Source organism: Peribacillus frigoritolerans (assembly GCF_040250305.1).
GTDB lineage: Bacteria > Bacillota > Bacilli > Bacillales > DSM-1321 > Peribacillus.
This window is the reverse complement of the sequence record NZ_CP158190.1, coordinates 2,550,872-2,571,888: the sequence shown is the minus strand read 5'-3', so window position 1 is coordinate 2,571,888 and position 21,017 is coordinate 2,550,872. Positions and strand designations below refer to the sequence as shown.

23 protein-coding genes and 1 pseudogene are annotated in these 21,017 nt (G+C 33.3%); 4 read left to right on the top strand and 20 right to left on the bottom strand.

Annotated features, from left to right (window positions below; genetic code table 11):
* Positions 1–69 precede the first annotated feature (69 nt).
* From ABOA58_RS12660 to ABOA58_RS12650, 3 genes are all read left to right on the top strand, one after another.
* Positions 70–891, top strand: a complete 822-nt coding sequence (locus ABOA58_RS12660) for an alpha/beta fold hydrolase (protein WP_350302573.1) — start codon at positions 70–72, stop codon at positions 889–891.
* Positions 892–913: 22 nt separating this feature from the next.
* A complete protein-coding gene (locus ABOA58_RS12655; protein ID WP_350302572.1) occupies positions 914–2,125 on the top strand; it encodes a SpoIIE family protein phosphatase in 1,212 nt (403 codons plus the stop codon).
* Positions 2,126–2,593: 468 nt separating this feature from the next.
* Entirely contained in the window at positions 2,594–2,839 is a 246-nt protein-coding gene (locus ABOA58_RS12650; RefSeq protein ID WP_350302571.1) for a hypothetical protein, read from the top strand.
* 368 nt (positions 2,840–3,207) lie between these two features.
* Here the strand turns inward: ABOA58_RS12650 and ABOA58_RS12645 are convergent, their stop codons facing one another.
* Together ABOA58_RS12645 and ABOA58_RS12640 are read right to left on the bottom strand one after the other, a co-directional pair.
* The gene (locus ABOA58_RS12645; RefSeq protein WP_350302570.1) at positions 3,208–3,399 is read right to left on the bottom strand and encodes a hypothetical protein; all 192 of its coding nucleotides are present in this window, start codon (positions 3,397–3,399) and stop codon (positions 3,208–3,210) included.
* Between the two features lie 195 nt (positions 3,400–3,594).
* Positions 3,595–3,774 carry an MBL fold metallo-hydrolase gene (locus ABOA58_RS12640; RefSeq protein ID WP_350302865.1) on the bottom strand — a complete coding sequence of 60 codons (180 nt, stop codon included), beginning with the start codon at positions 3,772–3,774 and terminating at the stop codon, positions 3,595–3,597.
* A gap of 565 nt (positions 3,775–4,339) precedes the next feature.
* Here ABOA58_RS12640 and ABOA58_RS12635 point away from each other — a divergent pair.
* The gene (locus ABOA58_RS12635; RefSeq protein ID WP_350302569.1) at positions 4,340–5,254 is read left to right on the top strand and encodes an iron-hydroxamate ABC transporter substrate-binding protein; all 915 of its coding nucleotides are present in this window, start codon (positions 4,340–4,342) and stop codon (positions 5,252–5,254) included.
* 598 nt (positions 5,255–5,852) lie between these two features.
* Here ABOA58_RS12635 and ABOA58_RS12630 read toward each other — a convergent pair.
* The 18 genes and pseudogenes from ABOA58_RS12630 to ABOA58_RS12550 form a co-directional block, all read right to left on the bottom strand.
* Positions 5,853–6,332 carry a DUF600 domain-containing protein gene (locus ABOA58_RS12630; protein WP_350302568.1) on the bottom strand — a complete coding sequence of 160 codons (480 nt, stop codon included), beginning with the start codon at positions 6,330–6,332 and terminating at the stop codon, positions 5,853–5,855.
* 206 nt (positions 6,333–6,538) lie between these two features.
* A complete protein-coding gene (locus ABOA58_RS12625) occupies positions 6,539–6,838 on the bottom strand; it encodes a contact-dependent growth inhibition system immunity protein (protein ID WP_350302567.1) in 300 nt (99 codons plus the stop codon).
* Positions 6,839–7,088: 250 nt separating this feature from the next.
* Positions 7,089–7,787: an SMI1/KNR4 family protein gene (locus ABOA58_RS12620; RefSeq protein ID WP_350302566.1), complete on the bottom strand. Its 699-nt coding sequence runs from the start codon at positions 7,785–7,787 to the stop codon at positions 7,089–7,091.
* Positions 7,788–8,457: 670 nt separating this feature from the next.
* Entirely contained in the window at positions 8,458–8,541 is an 84-nt protein-coding gene (locus ABOA58_RS27760; protein ID WP_413020318.1) for a hypothetical protein, read from the bottom strand.
* Between the two features lie 154 nt (positions 8,542–8,695).
* The gene (locus tag ABOA58_RS12615) at positions 8,696–9,202 is read right to left on the bottom strand and encodes an Imm6 family immunity protein (RefSeq protein WP_350302565.1); all 507 of its coding nucleotides are present in this window, start codon (positions 9,200–9,202) and stop codon (positions 8,696–8,698) included.
* A 219-nt stretch (positions 9,203–9,421) separates the two neighbouring features.
* Positions 9,422–9,934 (bottom strand): Imm6 family immunity protein, encoded by a 513-nt coding sequence (locus ABOA58_RS12610; protein ID WP_350302564.1) that lies wholly within the window; start codon positions 9,932–9,934, stop codon positions 9,422–9,424.
* Positions 9,935–10,406: 472 nt separating this feature from the next.
* Positions 10,407–10,817 (bottom strand): immunity protein YezG family protein, encoded by a 411-nt coding sequence (locus ABOA58_RS12605; protein WP_350302563.1) that lies wholly within the window; start codon positions 10,815–10,817, stop codon positions 10,407–10,409.
* Between the two features lie 531 nt (positions 10,818–11,348).
* Positions 11,349–11,813 carry a hypothetical protein gene (locus tag ABOA58_RS12600; protein ID WP_350302864.1) on the bottom strand — a complete coding sequence of 155 codons (465 nt, stop codon included), beginning with the start codon at positions 11,811–11,813 and terminating at the stop codon, positions 11,349–11,351.
* Between the two features lie 1,173 nt (positions 11,814–12,986).
* Positions 12,987–13,442 carry an immunity protein YezG family protein gene (locus ABOA58_RS12595; RefSeq protein WP_350302562.1) on the bottom strand — a complete coding sequence of 152 codons (456 nt, stop codon included), beginning with the start codon at positions 13,440–13,442 and terminating at the stop codon, positions 12,987–12,989.
* A 21-nt stretch (positions 13,443–13,463) separates the two neighbouring features.
* Positions 13,464–14,228 (bottom strand): DNA/RNA non-specific endonuclease, encoded by a 765-nt coding sequence (locus ABOA58_RS12590; RefSeq protein WP_350302561.1) that lies wholly within the window; start codon positions 14,226–14,228, stop codon positions 13,464–13,466.
* A gap of 209 nt (positions 14,229–14,437) precedes the next feature.
* Positions 14,438–14,905, bottom strand: a complete 468-nt coding sequence (locus tag ABOA58_RS12585) for an antitoxin YezG family protein (RefSeq protein ID WP_350302560.1) — start codon at positions 14,903–14,905, stop codon at positions 14,438–14,440.
* Positions 14,906–15,837: 932 nt separating this feature from the next.
* On the bottom strand, positions 15,838–16,386 hold the full coding sequence (locus tag ABOA58_RS12580; RefSeq protein ID WP_350302559.1) for a T6SS immunity protein Tdi1 domain-containing protein: 549 nt from the start codon (positions 16,384–16,386) through the stop codon (positions 15,838–15,840).
* Between the two features lie 19 nt (positions 16,387–16,405).
* Positions 16,406–16,660, bottom strand: coding sequence for a polymorphic toxin type 15 domain-containing protein (locus ABOA58_RS12575; protein WP_350302558.1), 255 nt, complete (start codon positions 16,658–16,660; stop codon positions 16,406–16,408).
* The gene (locus tag ABOA58_RS12570; RefSeq protein WP_350302557.1) at positions 16,653–16,814 is read right to left on the bottom strand and encodes a polymorphic toxin type 15 domain-containing protein; all 162 of its coding nucleotides are present in this window, start codon (positions 16,812–16,814) and stop codon (positions 16,653–16,655) included. The genes ABOA58_RS12575 and ABOA58_RS12570 overlap by 8 nt, the downstream gene beginning before the upstream one ends.
* A 950-nt stretch (positions 16,815–17,764) precedes the next feature.
* A complete protein-coding gene (locus tag ABOA58_RS12565) occupies positions 17,765–18,220 on the bottom strand; it encodes an immunity protein YezG family protein (protein WP_350302556.1) in 456 nt (151 codons plus the stop codon).
* A gap of 71 nt (positions 18,221–18,291) precedes the next feature.
* A complete protein-coding gene (locus tag ABOA58_RS12560) occupies positions 18,292–19,008 on the bottom strand; it encodes a DNA/RNA non-specific endonuclease (protein ID WP_350302555.1) in 717 nt (238 codons plus the stop codon).
* Positions 19,009–19,696: 688 nt separating this feature from the next.
* Complete coding sequence (locus ABOA58_RS12555; protein WP_350302554.1) at positions 19,697–20,152, bottom strand: immunity protein YezG family protein; 456 nt, start codon at positions 20,150–20,152, stop codon at positions 19,697–19,699.
* A 17-nt stretch (positions 20,153–20,169) separates the two neighbouring features.
* Positions 20,170–20,772 (bottom strand): annotated as a pseudogene (locus tag ABOA58_RS12550) (DNA/RNA non-specific endonuclease).
* Positions 20,773–21,017 lie beyond the last annotated feature (245 nt).

The following is a 21,017-nucleotide window of genomic DNA, read 5'->3' as shown; positions in this document are numbered from 1 at the left end:
TAATTCTTTAATTCGAATAAGGTTAGTGTTAACATATAGTAAGTATATCTTCTAATGAAGGAGCTAATCATGAATCCCAATATTTTATTGCGTAATAATGTAAAGCTTAAAGGAAGTGGTACACGACCAATGATATTTGCCCCAGGTTTTGGTTGTGATCAAAATGTCTGGCAATCAGTTGCAAAAGACTTCGAAGATGAATACCAAATTATCCTATTTGACTATGTTGGGTCAGGTAATTCAGATATACAGGCATATAACGTGGAAAGATACAGTACTCTTGAAGGGTATGCACAAGATGTACTTGATGTTTGTTCCGCATTAGACCTAAAAGATGCTATATTTGTTGGACACTCTGTCGGATGTGTGATCGGCATGCTGGCATCAATTAAACATCCAGAATATTTTTCTAAACTTGTTCTGGTTGGTCCTTCTCCTTGCTACTTGAATCTCCCTAATGATTATTACGGAGGATTCGAAAAAGAACAACTTTTAGGATTGATTGATATGATGGACAAAAATTATATAGGCTGGGCAACCGCCTTTGCTGGAACGGTAATGAATAATCCAGATCGACCAGAGCTTAAACGGGAGCTAGAGAATCGTTTTTGTTCTACTGATCCCATTATCGCTCGACAATTTGCGGAGGTTACCTTTTTTGCTGATAACCGTAAAGACTTACCAAAAGTAAAAGTACCATCACTCATTTTGCAATGTTCAGAAGATGTTATTGCTCCGTCAGCAGTAGGAGAATATATTCATAAGCATCTTCCTGATAGTACATTGAAAGTGATGAAAGCAACAGGACACTGTCCACATATGAGTCATCCTGAAGAGACGATATTCTTAATTAGACAGTTTTTGGATGAATTTCCGACAAACGATTTATAGATAGAGATGGGTGTGAATTTTTGTGAATGAACAACTGAATGAGGCACCCTGCGGATATTTAACTTTATCAGAAGAAGATACAATTTTATCCGTTAATCAAACCTTACTTAAATTATTGGGGTATAATCTCGATGATTTGAAGGGACAGCATATTAATTTTATCCTTTCGGCTTCTGCTATACTCTTTCATCAGCTTTATCTTGTTCCTCTGATTAAGTTAGAAAATCACATTGAGGAAATATATATATCCTTAAAGTCTGAAGACGAAGAAGAAATACCTGTGTTACTAAACGCTGTTCAAAGAGAGCGAGATGGAAGAACCATTATTGAGTGTGTGGTGATTCCAATGCGAAAAAGAAACGAATTAGAAAATGAGCTTCTTATAGCGAAAAAAGAGGCAGTGACCGCTTTAAATGCTAGGAATAAGGCTTATTCTGATTTAGAGACTGCTCATGAAACGATGAAAATGCAAAAGGATAAACTTATTGAATTAAACGAAAAAAACGAAAAATACAAAGTAGATACAGAAAGAGAAATGGATCTTGCTAAAAAAATCCAAGAGACACTATTAACTGTTCCTATTAGTAATGAACATCTTGAAATTCAAGCGTATTATAAAGGTTCCAATCAATTATCAGGTGATCTATATGGATTTTACCAAATTGACGCCCAACGGTATGGGCTTATCCTACTTGATGTGATGGGGCACGGGCTTTCTTCAGCTCTCATAACCATGTCACTTCATTCCATATTTCAGAGATTAATTTTAAAAGGTTCTGAAGTGAAAACTGTGATGAAGGAATTAGATGATCACCTTCATTCTTTATTCAAAAACACAAGTGAAACTTGGCATTACTGCACAGCCGTCTACCTTTTAATCGATACTGATAAGAGAGAAATTAATTATATTAATGCAGGCCATCCTTCCGTTCTTTTACAGGATATAAACGGAAAACAATATCAGTTGCGTTCTAATCGGCCTCCACTCGGGATGTTTGAAGAAATTATTTTTAAAACAAATACCCTTACATACAATAAGGACAGTAAGCTCTGCCTTTATACAGATGGAGTTGAAGAACCTCTAGGTTCAGACCGTTTATGCTCATTGTTAAAGACCTATTCGGCTGCCCCTTTATCTACACTTAAAGAGGAAATTATACAATCGCTTAGAAATGAAGAGGACACTGACCAACGTAAAGATGACCAAAGTCTTATTTTGGTTAAACTAAAATAAGACTTTGGGGTTGCGCTATCCGTTACATCAACTAATACAGATTGTTGTTCAATTTCTTGGGAATTCCTGTAGTAGATACTAATTTAGTTGGTTCGAAAACTCATTGTGTGGAAACGCCCTTTTATTTAGGTATTAACTTTAGTTCAATAAACTTATAACATTCTATATACCTTGCATTACATCAAAAATTTCAAATCACTTTAGAGTCTTAATGGACCAGTTTAGTAATTGGCATAAATAAAACAAATGAGGAGCTATCTATTTTGGGTAGCTTCTATTTTTTATGCAAAAAAATTATTAAAGATTGCGTAATATAAATAAATAATTGACAGCTTCCGATTCAAAAATCATCCAGCTACCAGCACACTTTCAATCGATTTAACCATCTTTTCATTAATTTTGTTCCATTTGCCTTCCAATCATTTCCATCATATAATGAAGCTATTAAAGAGGAAGGGGGCATGGCAAATGAACGAAGGTAGAGATCCATTCGTTTCCTCACTCGCTTCACATTTAAACATGCGGCTCACTCGTTTGGCAGAAGAAAGGGTAATCCCACTGGAAAGATTATTGGATAAATCCGTCGAATTGTTACTTGAATATATGGAAGACAATGAATTGATCAATGACCATGTTAAATTAAACAATGTTGAAGCGATTAATAAAAATAATGAAATCATTCAGCAAAGCAGGCAGATTCTTAAGAAAGACTAGCTTAAAAACACTCAGCCATCACGGTTGAGTGTTTTTAAGCTTTTATATTTCAGAGCATTACTCACCATCAACTTCATGTCCAAATAAAAAAGGCAGCCACTAGGACTGCCCCTGTTGAACAATTGTTTTACAGTTGTTTCATTCATTTAGTGATTAATGAAAACGATGCTTGTTTTTTTTGCATTTTTTACATTCACAACGTTTTCCAGGAAACCATACTGTACTTGGGTCATTGTTCTCAAAACATTTTTCTTCATAACAACAATTTATCTGCATACTAACACCCTCCTTACTATTGTATATGCATGGACTGATGGAAGGTGTGGACAAGTTGCTTAAAGATTAGAAGTGAATGAGAATTAATTAATTCATTTTCCATGATTCTGGACAATTTCCAATGTATGTGGAAGCAAACTGAAATCTCCCCAATTTTTATGACCAGGAATAACGATTTTCGCATCTTTATACACATACATTAAATTCTTCATCGTATTTGGCCAAGCTTCCATGTTAGCTTCATCTATGATCCCCGAATTCTTTTGTTCCAGTGCAAAGATCATATCACCAAATAATTAAGTTATACTTTGGAAGCCATATCGTCATGTTATCAGAAGTATGGGCTTCCCCGGGGAAGTATATTTCGATTTTCATATTCCCAACTTTTAAAGTTGATGCCATTGAATCCAGTGAAGGATCGGGCATAGGATAGTTGAACTCTTCTGCCAATCTTGCAGTTTCAGGAGTGCTTACCGTTTTTAGTTTTGATCCAATAATGCCTGTATCCCGCCAATTCTATCGTATTTGTGGTGAGTTACTATTGCCCACTTGACAGGTTTTTTGAATTCCTTTTTTATCATATCCAATATTTGCTTTGCCAGTATATCGTCCCAAGCTGCATCAACTAAGACGATTCCTTTTGAAGTATTAAGTACCAGACCATTCGCACAAATCTTATTACCTTGGATTTCCGTATATGTTGTATGTACCCAAACATCCTTTTTTATTTGAGTTAGAACTACTGATCCATCCTCACTGGTTATTACCGTTCGTTTTGATTTAGTTTCATGAGCTGAAACCGGTATCGAAATGTTTAGTAATGAAAAACAAAACTTGCTAACACGATTAAAAACCCTTTTTTAACGTTTTCATTTAATTCTTTCTATACTATATTTATAGAATTATATACACCTCCAAATTTTAGTTCAAATATATATGACTTCTCAACGATTAGACCATAATATAGTTATGTAAACAAATACCGATCAAAATTTAACGGAATACGTCAACATCAAGTATTTAACGACGCAGGCAGAAAATGATGACTGCGAACACCGCAATTTTTTAGTACACAGAGTTTAGCAACCTGGCGAAATTTATTGACAATGATTATCATTACTATTAATATATTGATGTAGTCATTGAAAATGAATATCATTATTAATTAGACATTTTTTGATATGTTTTTAACCTACTCTATAATTCATAAGGAGAAAAATCAGAATGAAAAAGCTATTCATCCCCTTCCTACTCTTGTTCGTACTCATTCTTAGTGCTTGCGGTAACAAAGAGACTGCGAACGAAAATAATGCATCCAAGGCTAAAAAAGAAACAGTTACATATCAATCAGAAACTGGCCCTATTGAGATTCCTAAAAACCCAAAAAGAATAATTGCTCTCTCTAATGGACCTAATGTATTGGCTTTAGAAGGAAATGTCGTTGGGATAGACCAATGGACTAATATGAATCCACTTTTTAAAGAAAGACTAAAGGGAGTGGAAGTCGTATCAGAAGATAACCTCGAGAAAATCATAGAACTGGAACCGGACCTAATCATAGCGGGATCCGAGATGAAAAATATCGGAAAGCTAAATGAAATTGCTCCAACTGTAGTATTCACTTGGGGGAAATTAGATTATTTATCACAGCAAATAGAAATCGGTAAACTCTTAAACAAAGAAAAGGAAGCAAAAGAATGGGTTAATGATTTCGAAACACGTGCAGAATCCGCAGGAAAAGCGATACGTGCAAAAATTGGTGAAGATGCAACCGTTTCTGTGATTGAAAATGATGCTAAGGAATTTTATGTATTTGGAAATAACTATGCACGCGGAACAGAAATATTGTATCAAGCAATGGATTTGAAAATGCCTGAAAAAGTAAAAGAAAAGGCACTTAAATCCGGCATTTATGTCCTCTCATCGGAAGTGCTTCCTGAGTATACTGGAGATTATATTATCTTTAGCAAAAACCCAGATGTTGTTAATTCATTTGTAGAGACCGAGACATGGAAAAATATACCTGCAGTTAAAAACGATCGTATATTTGAAATAAATAGTAAAGCATCCACCTACAGTGATCCAATCACTTTAGAGCATCTTCTGGAATTTTTCGAAAAATCATTTCTTAACAAATAATATGCAAAGAAGGAATTCTTTAAATGAGAATTCCTTCTTTAATGTGTTTTATACTTGAATTTCATCTCAGAAAAACAAACAGCACCTGATGCCTAAAAGGCAGCTGTTGGACCAAATTCCTTTCAAGCCACTTTGTATAATCAAAATGTACATTTAACTTTCCTGAATCATTTACTAATAATGTCACCGAATACTAAGGTTCTTGGTCGTTATCAATAAAAACTTTTGGAGTTCAACATTTGTTTGATATAATTTTATGTAGTTCTTAATTGTAAGCTATCTTATCTACATAATATAATTTTGAAATATAATGTAAAAACGTGTTACTCCTTACCTTTGGGGCCTAAAAAAGAAGAAAGCTCCTCCTTCCCCCCTTAACTTCACCATTAATACAACAATTATCCCATTCATTTGGAATCATATCGTTAATCTGTTGTGCAATCAAAATCTCGCCTAACCTCGTACTTCTTTTTCAATTCTATCATTGCACAAAATACTTCATGATGGTTCAACCATCATGAAGTAAGTATTTTCAAACACCTCATCATTACCTTCTATCCACTTCACATATATTTTCCAGTCAAATTTGTTAACAATATTAATCTCTTTTACTTAACTCTTCACTTACTTCATTAAACCAAGTTTTGAAAATATTACTTGGAAGAAGGGTATCATCATTAGTGTAAACTAAATCATAGTTATACTTTGCTTGCAATTTGTTATTTTTTATACTGTAACGTAACTTTATTTCAGTTGGCATCTCATGATTAAATTCGTTACATCTTTTATGAATCTCTTCTAAAATTTCAGTACCTATACGTTGTAATGCAAATTGTCGTTCTTTTGATACATCATAAATATAGTCATGATTCTTCACATCTATTTCGTTCAATTTTTGCTTCAAAACAATAGTCCCTTGCACGTTATAAAACACATTAAAATAATATGCATCAGGTTCATAAGAACCATAAATATAAATTTCATCTGCTTTCTTATCAACAAATTCCAAACAAATCGCAACCAAATCTGTTTGAAGCTCTGAAAAATAATCTTCAAATTCTTTTCCCAAAATGAACACCTCTAATTCTTTATTTTAATAAAGTTTGGTTCCCCATCTATCTCGTACATAATATCAAAACTGCTCGGTCTCTTATTAATCCCATCATAATTAACTTTAACATTGAGGAACAAATTCCCCTTTTTTTAGCCGTAGGCCATTGAAATTCCCATAATAAAAACCTTGAAAGACTTGTTTACCTCCCAAGGTTTCTATGATAATAAGTTCTATTTTAATTTTACAGCTTCTTTTATTCGTTCTATGACTTTATTTAGCCACTGTATAGGAGTTAATCCAATTGCGGGAAAATAAATTTCTGCATTAGCTTTTATATAGTTTTCCTTTTCTTTTTTTGTTATATCACTATTTAAAAATTCGTCACAATACTTTATTGTAAAAAGCAAACATTCATTATTAGCTTCGTTTATAAACTCAACTAATGCTTGTTCAGGCGAACTAATATCCTGGTGAAATGTTCCACATAAAAAATCTTCTAACTCTTCTAAGTAATCATACCTTTCTTTCATTAGATTCCTCGCTTCCTTATTTTTTATGGATATCCTGTTAGAATAAAATTATCGTTGTATCTTTTTTAAGTACAATTTTTGCGTTTGTAACATTCTCTACAAAGTCGGAGTTCCTTGATACACTTCTACTAATTATTTCTTCAACATCCTTAATTTTTATTGGTAATGTAGGTATTTGGGCCAGAAATCCATTTTGTATTTTCTCCATATGCGAGGGCTTGGTCCTCCTGCGAGGGATTTTACATATTTTTCAATTGTCTTGTAGCCCTATTACAATCCATTCATCTACAATATCCCAGAAATCCACATTATACTCAGGCTTATCATTAGTAAACCATAATGTCGCTAAGTCATCTATACAGTTTTTTAAATCTATAGCAACATATCCTCCCATGCCATTTTCAAAAAAACCATATGTTGTTGCCATATTAATTCCTAATGGTTCATCTAATTCTTCAAGTATTCCCCATTCGTAATCCTCAAAATGAGTAATGTGGTCTACTGGTACAAGCCCCATAGCTCTACTTGGCAGATAATAAAACCCATTATGTAACTTTTCATAAAATCCCTTAATAGATACTGGTACATTTGACCAATTTTGTTGCATTTCTGAAATATTAATAGAATTGGTCGGTATACCACCTTCATAATAGAGAATTTCGTCATTTTCACTCATTACGCTATATAGTACTGCATATTGTCCATTATCTACAATTAGTTCAATTTCTAATAAATTCTCTTTCAAGTATGATATAGTATTACTCAATTCTTTTTCACACACATTATTCCATAAAGCTATTAGTTTATCTTTCTTTCTAGTTTTATCTGTTTCTTTAAATATCTCTATCCATTTTTCAGGCATATTTTCCTTTTCAATATTGAGTAAGTCTTTGTTAGATACAAACTCGATACTTTTCCTGTATTGTTTTAAAAAAGATAATTTATCCACCCGAAATCACTCCTTTTTATTTTTCCTATTAAATTCATCTATCATCTTTTGTATCTCAATTTCTAGTTCTTTTTCTTTTAATATCATTTTTTCCCTAAATTCAGGATTTACCGGAATATTTTCTTTTTTGTAGATGTACCAACCTGCAAATGATTTTGAACCTTTAGATGTATTAGCTGCTTCACTAAGACCTATAAAATTCTCTGCAAAATTGGCAATTTCCTTCTGTTGATTGTAAGTTAATGTCTCAAAACCTTCTATACGAGCTATTTTCTAGAGAAACAATATGGTCTGCATGCCGTTTTTTATCATTATTTTTCCAGGTAGAGCAAAATCCTCAATCCAATAATATCATCAATATTATTGTAAACTTCTCTTTGTATTTTAGAAGACGGCGATGCTCTTCTAAATTTAGCATTTGTCTCATTGGGAAAATTGTCTGCTTTTCGATCATAACTTGGCTAAAGTTGGTCCTCCTGCGAGGGATACTTGTTCCACACTTATACGTTTAGGAATTTCTTTTTTGCCTAGTTCTTCACCTATATTTTTTAACGTAGTTTTTCCTTGTTATTGTAGCTTGGGCCTTCTAAACCGCGCTTTTGCGCAAATTCCTTATGTAAGGGAGGACTTTGTCCCACTTGCTATTTTTTTCTAAGCCACCGTGCCTCCATTATTCTTTCTTAAGGTATTCTTCTAAAATACTCTTTTCATTTTCAGATTCAGGTAAAAGACCTAAACGAGTATATTCCCAAATAATCCTTCTTTCGTGATCTTCTCATTGGATAAATCCTCATAATCATAATTAACCCATCCGCTAACAATTTACATAACCTACTTTTGTTTCTTTATTTGTGCGTGTAAAACAAGAACTTAAAGGAAAAAAGCTGAACAGCCATTTGTATAACTACTTATTCAATGCTAGATAAAATTTGTTTTCTTATATTTGCATCAATTTTATTATTTGAATAATTATCTTGTAAAATATCAATTAATCGATAGATCATTCCATCCTTTCCATGGTTAATTTCTAAGAAATTATTTATGAAATGATGAAATAGATCCTCATCCACTGATTCTATTGGACCAGGTAAATATTTTTCCCCTTGCTCAATATAAGCTTTCCAATCAGTAAATGCAATCGCATCAATAATGCAGTTCCAAGCCTTCATCTTTAATTCCTTCTCCTCAAATTGCATCAGTATGAATAGACCTGTTTCATCTGCATTGTCAAAAAATTGATAGATAGTATCTCCAGAAATGTTTTTGTTTTCAACCCAATCCCAGCATAAGTCAATTGCTTCGACTGCAGCTTTATACCCAGAAGATTTCGAAAGCATGCCTATAACTTTCTCAGACAAAGTTAAAAGAAATGCTACCTGTAAATCAGAGTTCATTTCAATGATTTTTTCTATCACAAACTTTTCCTCCTTATTCAATCAAAACTCCATTTATTTAAAATAAAGGATAATTCCCCTGCAGATTTAACCCCTTCAACGTCTCAGAAGATAACTTTATCGTTAACTCAGGGTACCTTTTTACTTCTTTTACTTAGTTATTTCCACTTTCTCAGGTTCACCTAATTCGATTTGGTTAAAAAACCTTCTTCCTAAAGGGAGAAGGTTTCTTTTATACTCTTAGGACAGTGTTAGTCTATCCCTTTTTATATAATTATAGTTTTCAATATTATCGATTAATGAGTAGTTTTCCAATAAGTATTTTTTAAAATTATTTAGACTTTCAATCTCAAAATAACCCGATTCAATCGCATTTTCACCTAATATTCTTAACGTTTCGTCATCAATCACTTCAACCACTTGAGGAACAAAGTCTCTTTTTTCCTTTTTATATGCTTGATAAGTTGTATAAGAAACAGCATCTAAAACTGAATACCATGCATATTGTTTTTGTACATCCTTTTCTTTATTTGCAAACTCAGCTACATCTACATAATCTTCGCTATCTATGTAGTTACACAAATCATCCGCATCGATTTTTTCACCTTCAAGCCATTTCCAACAGGAATCTAGAGCTTCTTTACCAATTTTATATCCGGGTTCATCCATACTAATTATATTAAACATATTTTCAGCTATTACCAATCCTACTGCAACCTTAGCCACTGCGTTGAGGTTATTGATAAAATTCATAACTATCATTCCCTACTTATTTTCTTATTTTAACCACATTTTCTGGGAACCCATTCAAAGGACAATGTATCTCTTGGATATGGTAAACTAGGATTTATTTCAGTCGATACCTTAATTTTTAAATTAGGATACATATCAGTCATTTGCTTAAATATTCCTCTTGCATCCATCAGCCTGTTCTGGCGCTGTTCCTCAGTTAGCTGGTTGCCGAACATCTTTCCCAATGACCACTTCGCCAAAGCCGTTGTCCGTGATGAGTCCCTATACATTTGGCTTAATTGTGAACATGTATTTAAAGTTGTTTTTATGTACAATATTTTTTTGTCAAACATTATTAATAACTACTTAGTGTTATCTATCTTAGAACGAAACTATTTATTCGGCACTAGGTAGCCACCCAAAAAAACCTGAAAGATATTTAGCCATTCAAGGGATTAAAAAAGCATTTCAAGGTTTCATTTTATATAGTGTTTTAATTTAGGTATTCAGATTCCCATTTATCTTGTTTTTCTACAGGGCTAAGTTCTGAAATATCATCATATCCATAATTCATTTGCATTTTTCCTGTGTTATCTAAAATGAAAGTTAGGTTAGTCCATAGTTCCTGTTCTTGCTCCTTAAGTTCTTCACGCATTTTCGAAAAACAATTATACAAATCATTATCAAGCCCCTCAAACTCTTCCTCATCAACATTAAATAAATCAGTTATATCCAGACTATATACTGGTTCCCCTCCAATTTCAGGGTAATAGTAGAAAAAAACCTTTTTATAACCTTCTCTAAACTCAGCGTATAAAAAGATTTGTTTCCAATCCTCTGGAATCATATTAACTAATGTATTCGCAATTTGTTGATATGTCTGCTCCATTATTTTGGTTTCCATCTCATTTACCTCTTAAAATAATTAGTTAATCTATATGAATATTTTTTACCATCTATTGCATAGTTGATTTTAAACTCACCTAGTCTAGCTGGTTGCGCCTCTTTATGGGTTTTACTTTAATAATTACTTCTTTACCAAAGACTTCTTCCATGGACTTTCGGCTTCGGACAGCTTGCGATCCGTTACTAGATCGACTCCGGTATTTGTTTGCTTTACTTTACTTTTCATGTCAGGTTAAACAACCACTTGCTACACTCCCATCCCGATTTTTAAATCTATATATGGATTACTTTAACCTTAAAACTATTAAAGCAAAAAAGGATTGAAAGGCAAAAGCCAGTTAAGATCTAAAATAGGATTTTTTATCTTATTAGTAGGTAAGCCACCCTCATAATACATACAACCACCTTGAGCGTCATTAATACTATACAAAATGGCATATTTATCTTTAGTTCACTTGCCTTATGTGTTACTGAAATATGATAACCATTCATATAGCTAGCATCGGCACTGAAGAGTGCTCTAAATCCGTTATCTTTCCTCTTTGCACAAATGAATGTACTGACTAAAATCAGGAAATACGTCCCAGTTTCTTTCAAGGGTATCGCTAACCTCGCGTTCCTCGACTGAACCGGTTTTAAAGTCTCTCTTTTCCATTGCTATATAGCCATCTTCTCGGAAGCCCAAAATCAAGCTACTTACTTCCTTATCAGTTTCATCATCATATTCCCAATACATTGCTGTTCTTAAAAAAATCTTACCATCACTCATAACTTCAAAGTCATAATTTAGATACTTACGAGTGAAATCATCATAAAAACTCACCGAAACCCATTCATTTGTTATATTTACAATATATTTAGGTTTTTCATTTTCAGTTAATACCGCCGTATATGGTTCATGTTTTTGATGGTATGTGTATGCAGTACGTTCATCAAGAATGTTCCAAGGCTTTTTTTTGATATCTGACCACTCGTCACAATAATAAACTTTCATAATCATTATCATTTATACACCTTCCCATTAATATCCTTAATAATAATTCTGTTTTTTGTTGCTTCATCAATAATTGTTTGCGGAATTGGTTTATTTTGAACTGGTAATGGAAGCAAAAGAAGTAGGCGGCAAAAAGTACGTAGTCGACTCATATGGACCCAATAAGGAAATAGTATCGAGAAATTTCACTCAACTTAGTGAAGTGCAAAAAACGATAGCTAAGAGTTACTTATATGAAATTACAAAAAAATATCCTTCAGGCTCTAAAATATCAATTGGTCCTTTTAATCCAAACGCTCTCAAGGAGGGCGACTTAAAGATGAATTAATATTAGAAGTACTCTACCTCATTATAAGGATAACGAGGACGATTTCCTTATTAAAATTATTACCTGCTTCCCATCGCTCTTTAAGCCAATCTGGTACAGTTTTCTTTTTAGATGTAAATTCACCCGTCCCCTTAGGAACACTCTCCTTTGAAACACCCTCTATTGTGCCATCCTTCACCGTGAATTTCTGATAGGCTTCCTTATTTGTCTGCTTTTCCATCACAACTTGGGGTAGGCTTGGTCCTCCTGCGAGGGAATCTTGTTCCACACTTATACGTTTGGGATTTCTTTCTTACCTATTTCATTACCTATATTTTTTAACGTGGTTTTTCCTGATCTCTCTGTCTGTTATTGTAGCTTGAACCTTCTGAACCTGCTTTTGCGCAAATTCCCGTATAATTAGCATTTTGTCTTCTGATAGATATATTATTGGATTAATTTTCTATTTCACCTTACCCTAAAACCATTGTTAAAGATAGTTTTCTTCTTTCCTCTACTCTCGTAATACACTGTTCACAGTCATTACAGTCTATTTACAGGACAATAAGAATTTAACACTTAGTGTATTATAAAAATTCTAGTTCTCTTTTTTTTTAACGCTAAAAAGCACTCGTTGCCTTTAGTAGACAATCAAGCGCATTAAGTTCATTTTCTAAATAAATCATTAAGTTTCATGTTTTAATGTTGACAGTATGACATCTATGAGGGGTCCTATCTATTAAAATGTTATCCCGCCCTATTCTCGTTCTTATTGCCTAATATTAAAATTACATTTACACACCTTGAAGGTACAACCTTGATGAGTCATGTATTCAAATTAGAGCGTATCTTCGAGTGTAAACAATTTAAAGGTTATTATTTTTTATCTCATCAAACCACTCATTAAAAATATGAGTGGCCGTTTTAATCTCATCATGCGTATAAACTAAATCATACTTGTATTCAGCTTTGAAGTTTCCACTCTTGACATCATATATTAATTTCATCTCAGTGGGCATATCTTTTTCATATTCTTTGCATAATGCTTTGATTTTTCCGATATCTTCATTTAAGATATCTAATACCATAAAATTTCGTTCTGCAGATACATCATATCTTTCTTCCCCATTTTCCAATGCATCATTCAATTTATGAGACTTTAAATACTTATTGTTAATCAAATAAAAGAAACTGCTCGAAATAATTCCTTCTTCACATGAAGCATGAACATATACTTTATCAGCTCTATCTTCAACATATTCCATACATATGGATATCATATCTGCTTGCAATTCACTAAACTTATCTTCAAATTCTTTCATACTATTTTTTCACTCCTTAGATTAATTTTCAAGAACTCTAGAGCTCCTTTTACCATCAATAGTATAAATTACTTTAAATTTTTCAGGACGCATATCGTTCCCAGAGTAGATTATATCAACAACTGTTACTTTTTTGGAAGGTGTTTCTTTTAAAGCTGCAGCCCGTTCTTCTTCAATTTTCTTATATTGCTTCAAATTAACATCAGATAATTGCGAAACCAAATTGTCAATTTTATGTGATCCTCCAAATCTATCACCTGCCAAATGCCCTGCATGGTCTTGACCTTTTACTTTACCAGGTGTGTTTTTGCTGTGTGACAATCTATCTGTTCTCGTTGTTAATTGTAAATTTTCTGTTTCAAATTTTACAATCCTACCTACATTATCTGTTTCATAAAAGTAATCATACTCTCCTGTTTTATACCTAATATCAGGCTTTAACCTATTTTTTCTTCCGTTTGTAAACTGTTGTCTGTTGTCCGCTAATGTTTTAACTTCACTTACTTCAGCACTTTTACCCGTACCCTTAGGAATACTCTCCCCTGGAACAGCCTCTACTTTGCTATCCTTCACCGTAAATTTCTGATAGGCTTCCTTAATTGTCTGCTTTTCCGTCATAACATGGGGAAGGCTTGGTCCTCCTGCGAGGGATACTTGTTCCACACTTATACTTTTAGGAATTTCTTTTTTACCTAGTTCTTCACCTATATTTTTTAACGTGGTTTTTCCTGATCTCGCTATGTCTGTTATTGTAGCTTGAACCTTTTTGAACCTGCTTTTGGGCAAATTCTTGCTGTAAGGGACGAACTTTGTACCACTCGCTACTTTTTTCTAAGCCACCTAGCCATGAAGTGAATCTATATGATGTTAAGTCCTCACTGCCTATTATTTGAGGAACCGATATGGCTTAAGATGATACATATTCATATCAACAATAAAAAGACCTTAACTTTTGCGTTAAGGTCATACAAAAGAACAAGCTTTTCTTGTCTACATTATTCTTTCTTAAGGTATTCTTCTAAAATACTCTTATCATATTCAGATTCAGGTAAAATACCCAAATGAGTATATTCCCAAATAACCCTTCTTTCGTGATCATCCGCATCTGATAGATCTTCATAATCATAGTCAACCTTAAATTTCCCTGAACTTTCTAAAGTAAAAGTTAAATTGGTCCATTGTTCTTGATTATTATTTTTAAATTCATCCGATAATTCTTTTAAGACCTTTATTAACTTCCGCCATGTATCTCTATACTCCCTTCTACTAATACTATGTAATTCAGGGATATCATGGCTATATATGAGTTTATCATTAATATTAGACTGATAGAAAAAGAACGCAGTCCCTGTCCCCTCAGTAATTTCTCCATACAAAATTACTTTACTCCATTCTTCTGGAATCATCTCATTTACAGTTTGAGCTATATTCTGATAATAATCATTTAGTATTGATTCATTCAATTTTTTATCCCCCTGCTCTATTTTCAAATGTTCTTAGTAGTTTTTAACAACATCCTATACCAAAAGTTATAATCTGTATACTTAGGAATAAAGAAGGTGATAACTGGTTTTACCAGTTATCACCTTCATAAACAAACGAAATTATAGTATGCTAAAAGTTCTATTGCAAGTCTTGAAGTACGTAACACAGACAAATACATAGGTTTATTGCATGTTTAAAATAATTTTATAAATTCTTCTCTTTTTATTAGGATTTCTTTATCTGTACACTGATAATCATGAAGAATATTTTCCATTCTCTCAATTTCATCTACTGTGAGAAAACTTTGCTATCCTTAACCGTAAATTTCTGATAGGCTTCCTTAATTGTCTGCTTTTCCATTACAACTTGGGGAAGGCTTGGTCCTCCTGCGAGGGAAACTTGTTCCACACTTATACGTTTAGGAATTTCCTTTTTACCTAGTTCTTCACCTATATTTTTTAACGTGGTTTTTCCGGATCTCGCTATGTCTGTTATTGTAGCTTGAACCTCTGAACCTGCTTTTGGACAAATTACTTGCTGTAAGGGACGAACTTTGTACCACTCGCTACTTTTTTCTAAGCCACCTTGCCTTAAAGTAAATCTATATGATTTTAAGTCCTCTTGGCCTATTATCTGAGGAATGATATGGAGTAAGTTGATACATTTTCATATCTCAACAATGAAAAGACAAAAGACCTTAACTTTTGCGTTAAGGTCATACAAAAAGAACAAGCTCTTATTGTCCTCCAATATTCATTCTTAAGGTATTCTTCTAAAATACTCTTATCATATTCAGTTGGAGGTAAAAGACCCAAGAAAGTATATTCCCAAATACCCCTTCTTTCATGATTATCTGAACCTGATAGATCTTAATAATTATATTCATAATCTATTCTTGATTGGTTATCCCTTATTCGATTGGTCCCATGAATTGAGTAATCAGATAAATATGTTCAATAAGTTTCACCTTTTTCAGGTTTTCCACTTTATCTGGTCCACCTAATCCAAGGAGAGGGGTATAACCAAAACATTCATCAAAATCTGGTTCTCCATATTTATCAACTGCTTCAGGATAAGGATTCCATTCTAATTCTTCAACAATAAAGCTATTATCATTTAAATCATCTAGAAAAAAGTCAAAACCAGCTGAAATAACATTTACATTCCCTTTTCTAAAATTTAGCAGGTTTAAATATCTTCCTTTTTCCCAAACAATTATATCGCCCATAGATGTAGCAAATAACGGAATAGCATCCTCGCTTCTTATATATACATCTTTTAAAAGTTCTTCAAATACTTCAGGGTTTATCAATTTTAAATAACCTTTTAATATACTTCCAAACCCGTATTGCCTCCATATTTCTGTTATTTGTTCTGGTATCTTCTCTTTATATTTTTCGATGACTTCTTTATCAATTTTTTCTTCAAATACAAATCCTCCAAATACATTATTTGACAAATCATTCTCCCTCCAATAATTAATTCATTAATTTAACATTTAAATATGTTGATTTTCTTTCTGATTCAACCATGGTTTTTGATAGCTCTCTTATTTTTTCATCTAATACATCTATTCTGTATTTCCATTGAGAACCAATAGAAGAATTAACTTTTTTATCCCCCATTCCACCTATATTAATAGGACTTCCTCCCGCAATTTGATCCGGGTTATGGAGAGCAGCTTGAGTTTCTAACCATTCATTTGCTTTTTTGTTTGCGTCTTGTCTAGACAATCCTTGTTTCCTTAATTCCAGCTCTTCCTTCTTCTATATATCTTTCTCTATTCTTTAAATATTCATCAATAGTTAAATCATTCAACCCTTTTTCTTGGTCTTTTAACTGTCTAGCGAATTCTTCTGCATTGTGTTTTGGATTTTGCTTGAACATAACCTCTATTTCTGAGATTCTTTGGATATGGTATAAATGCCTGTACCCTTACCACCATCACTCTTCACCGCAAACTTCTGTACTATTTCCTTAATCGTCGTATTATCAAAAGTGACATGCTTGTAGTTGTTTCCATACGCCGTGGCTACCTCTTCGACTCTGATACGAAGAGGTACTTCCACATTACCGATTTGCCGGCCGAATGCTTTTGCGCAAATTCCTTGCTGTAAGGAATGAACTTTGTACCACTTGCTACTTTATCTGCGACTTTCCCGTACCTGCCACTCCACCGATTCCCAGTGCCATCATCAGCCCGTTCTGGCGCTGTTCCTCAATTAGCTATGTCCTTGCCTGTAACTGCTTCGCCTAGACCGTTGGCTACAGTTAAGCCATACAGATCGCACTTGGTCTCATGGCAGATAAATTATTGGATTAATCTTCCATTTCACTATACCCTAAAACCATTTTTAAAGATAGTTTCTTTTTTCCTCTATTCTCGTATTACACCGTTCACAGTCATTACAGTCTATAAACACGACAATAAGAATTTAACACTTAGAGTACTTATAAAATTATAGTGCTCTATTAAATTTTTACGCTAAAAAGCACTCGTTGCCTTTAGGAGACAATCAAGTGCTTTAAGTTCATACATGTTTTAAGTTTAGTAATTTCTTTGAGTTTTCATAAGTTTGTAAGTTTCATATTTTTATGTTGACAGTATGACATCTTTTTTGTATCTTGACAAGTGTCACGCATAAACCTATGAGCTTGTGCACTCTAGCTTGTTTGGTTGCCGATGACATCTATGGAGTGGTCCTATCTAGAAAATGTCATCTCGCCCTATTCTCTTTCTTATTGCCTAAATATTAAAATAACATTGACACTCCTTGAAGGAATAACCTTCATGCGCCATTAATTCAAATTCCAGCATATCTTTAACTGTAAACAATTTAAAGATTATTATTTTTTACCTCCTCAAACCACTCATCAGCAATATGATCCGCCGTTTTAATATCATCATTCGTATATACTAAATCATACTTGTATTCCGCTTTGAAGTTACCACTCTTAACATCATATATTAATTTCATCTCAGTGGGCATGTCTCTATCATATTCTTTGCACAATAATTTTACTTTTTGGATATCTTCACATATTATGCGCAATACCATAGACTGTCGTTTTGCAGACACATCATATCTTTCGTCCCCATTCTCCAATGCATCGTTCACCTTATGACATTCTACATACTTATTATTAATCAAATAAAAGAAACCGCTCGAAATAATTCCTTCTTCACATGAAGCATAAACATACGCTTTATCCGCTCTATCCTCAACATATTCCACACATATAGAGACCATATCTGCTTGCAATTCACTAAATCTATCTTCAAATTCTTTCATACTACTTTTTCACTCCTTAGATTAATTTTCAATAATTCTAAAACCTGACTTACCATCAATTGAGTAATTAACTATAAATTCCTTTGGGCGCATATCATTTCAGAATAAATTATTTCAACATCAACTGTCACTTTTTTTGGAGGTGTTTCTTTTAAAGCTGTTGCCCATTCCTCTTCAATCTTCTTATATTGCTTCAAATTAACATCAGATAATTGCGATACCAAATTGTCAATTTTAGGTGATCCTCCAAATCTATCACCTGCCAAATGCCCTGCATGGTCTTGACCTTTTACTTTACCAGGTGTGTTTTTGCTGTGTGACAATCTATCTGTTCTCGTTGTTAATTTTAAATTTTCTGTTTCAAATTTTACAATCCTACCTACATTATCTGTTTCATAAAAGTAATCATACTCTCCTGTTTTATACCTAATATCAGGCTTTAACCTATTTTTTCTTCCGTTTGTAAACTGTTGTCTGTTGTCCGCTAATGTTTTAACTTCACTTACTTCAGCACTTTTACCCGTACCCTTAGGAATACTCTCCCCTGGAACAGCCTCTACTTTGCTATCCTTCACCGTAAATTTCTGATAGGCTTCCTTAATTGTCTGCTTTTCCGTCATAACATGGGGAAGGCTTGGTCCTCCTGCGAGGGATACTTGTTCCACACTTATACTTTTAGGAATTTCTTTTTTACCTAGTTCTTCACCTATATTTTTTAACGTGGTTTTTCCTGATCTCGCTATGTCTGTTATTGTAGCTTGAACCTTTTTGAACCTGCTTTTGGGCAAATTCTTGCTGTAAGGGACGAACTTTGTACCACTCGCTACTTTTTTCTAAGCCACCTCACCTGATTATATTCATAATTTTCTAATAGAATGATTTTAATACCTTACGGCATATTAACTGAGGAACCCGATATGGATTAAGTTAATTTTCTCTAATGAAAAATTTTCTTCTGCTAATTCTTTTAATTCGTCTAATAATTGATCCTTATCTATCGATACTTGTGTTTCCATTACCCAATCATCGCCTGTTCTCCTCCTATTTATGTTCGCACTCGTATAAAAATTTAACACTTAGTATGCTAATTAAATAATCATGATCGTTCTTAATCCATGTATGTAAACATGCAAAAAAACACTCGTCGCCTATAATAGACAATAAAGTGCTTTAAGTTCATACATGTTATAAGTTTAGTAATATCTTTGAGTCTTCATAAGTTTGTAAGTTTCATGTTTTTATATTGACAGTATGACGTCTTTTTTGTTTCTTGACAAGTGTCACGTATAAAACCAGTGCTTGTGCAATCTCGTTAGTTTGGTTGCACAAGACATCTATGAGGGGTTCTATCTAGTAAAATGTCATCTCACCATATTCTCGTTCTTATTGCCTAATATAACATTGACACTCCTTGATTGCACAACCTTCATGAGTCATTAATTCAAATTAGAGCACTTATCTTTAACTGTAAACAATTTAAAGATTATTATTTTTTATCTCCTCAAACCACTCATCAGCAAAATCATCTGCCGTTTTTATATCATCATTTGTATGTACTAAATCATACTTGTATTCAGCTTGAAGACTGCCACTCTTAGCATCATATATTAATTTCAACTCCGTTGGCATGTCTCTTTCGTATTCTTTGCATAATTCTTCAATTTTTTCGGCATCATCATTGATAATATTTAATACCATAAACTGTCGTTCTGTAGATACATCATATCTTTCGTCCCCATTCTCCAATGTATCGTTCACCTTATTACATTCTACATACTTATTGTTAATTAAATAAAAGAAACTGCTCGATATCATATCTTCTTCACATGAAGCATAAACATATACTTTATCGGCTCTATCTTCAACATATTCCATACAAATGGATATCATATCAGCTTGCAATTCACTAAATCTATCTTCAAATTCTTTCATACTACATTGCACTCCTTTTATAAATTTTTAAATTTTGCACTGCCCGGCTTACCATCAATAGTGTAATTAACTATAAATTTGTCTGGGCGCATATCATTCCCAGAGTAATTTATAGCAACATCAACTGTTACTTTTTTTGGTGGTGTTTCTTTTAGAGCTGCAGCCCATTTATCTTCGACTTTCTTATATTTCTTCAAATTAACATCAGATAATTGCGATACCAAATTGTCAATTTAAGGTGATCCTCCAAACCTATCAGCTGCCAAATGTCCTGCATGGTCCTGACCTTTTACTTTACCTGGTGTATTCTTGCTGTGTGACAATCTGTCTTTTCTCTTTGTTAATTGTAAATTTTTTGTTTCAAATTTTGAAATCCTACCTAAATTATCTGTTTCATATAGATAATCATACTCTCCAGTTTTATACCTAATATCAGGCTTTAACCTATTTTTTCTACCATTTGTAAACTGTTGTCCGTTGTCGATAAATGTTTTGACTTCACTTACTCCAGAAATACCTTTACCCGTACCCTTAGAAACTCTCTCCCCTGAAACAGCCTCTACTTTGCTATCCTTCACCGTAAATTTCTGATAGGCTTCCTTAATTGTCTGCTTTTCCATCATAACATGGGGAAGGCTTGGTCCTCCTGCGAGGGATACTTGTTCCACACTTATCCGTTTAGGAATTTCTTTTTTACCCAGTTCTTCACCTATATTTTTTAACGTGTTTTATCCTGATATCGCTATGTCTGTTATTGTAGCTTGAACCTTCTGTACCTGCCTTTGCGCAAATTCCTTGCTGTAAGGGACGAACTTTGTACCACTTGCTATTTTATCACGACCCTGCCTGAGGTCAGTAAATCCAT

What these genes read in the sequence shown, in the direction of transcription:
- ABOA58_RS12660 (WP_350302573.1), top strand. Translation starts at nt 70, where the DNA reads ATGAATCCCAATATTTTATTGCGTAATAATGTAAAGCTTAAAGGAAGT.
- ABOA58_RS12650 (WP_350302571.1), top strand. Translation starts at nt 2,594, where the DNA reads ATGAACGAAGGTAGAGATCCATTCGTTTCCTCACTCGCTTCACATTTA.
- ABOA58_RS12645 (WP_350302570.1), bottom strand. Translation starts at nt 3,399, where the DNA reads ATGATCTTTGCACTGGAACAAAAGAATTCGGGGATCATAGATGAAGCT.
- ABOA58_RS12635 (WP_350302569.1), top strand. Translation starts at nt 4,340, where the DNA reads ATGAAAAAGCTATTCATCCCCTTCCTACTCTTGTTCGTACTCATTCTT.
- ABOA58_RS12625 (WP_350302567.1), bottom strand. Translation starts at nt 6,838, where the DNA reads ATGAAAGAAAGGTATGATTACTTAGAAGAGTTAGAAGATTTTTTATGT.
- ABOA58_RS12610 (WP_350302564.1), bottom strand. Translation starts at nt 9,934, where the DNA reads ATGAATTTTATCAATAACCTCAACGCAGTGGCTAAGGTTGCAGTAGGA.
- ABOA58_RS12605 (WP_350302563.1), bottom strand. Translation starts at nt 10,817, where the DNA reads ATGGAAACCAAAATAATGGAGCAGACATATCAACAAATTGCGAATACA.
- ABOA58_RS12600 (WP_350302864.1), bottom strand. Translation starts at nt 11,813, where the DNA reads ATGAAAGTTTATTATTGTGACGAGTGGTCAGATATCAAAAAAAAGCCT.
- ABOA58_RS12595 (WP_350302562.1), bottom strand. Translation starts at nt 13,442, where the DNA reads ATGAAAGAATTTGAAGATAAGTTTAGTGAATTGCAAGCAGATATGATA.
- ABOA58_RS12570 (WP_350302557.1), bottom strand. Translation starts at nt 16,814, where the DNA reads ATGTTCAAGCAAAATCCAAAACACAATGCAGAAGAATTCGCTAGACAG.
- ABOA58_RS12565 (WP_350302556.1), bottom strand. Translation starts at nt 18,220, where the DNA reads ATGAAAGAATTTGAAGATAGATTTAGTGAATTGCAAGCAGATATGGTC.
- ABOA58_RS12555 (WP_350302554.1), bottom strand. Translation starts at nt 20,152, where the DNA reads ATGAAAGAATTTGAAGATAGATTTAGTGAATTGCAAGCTGATATGATA.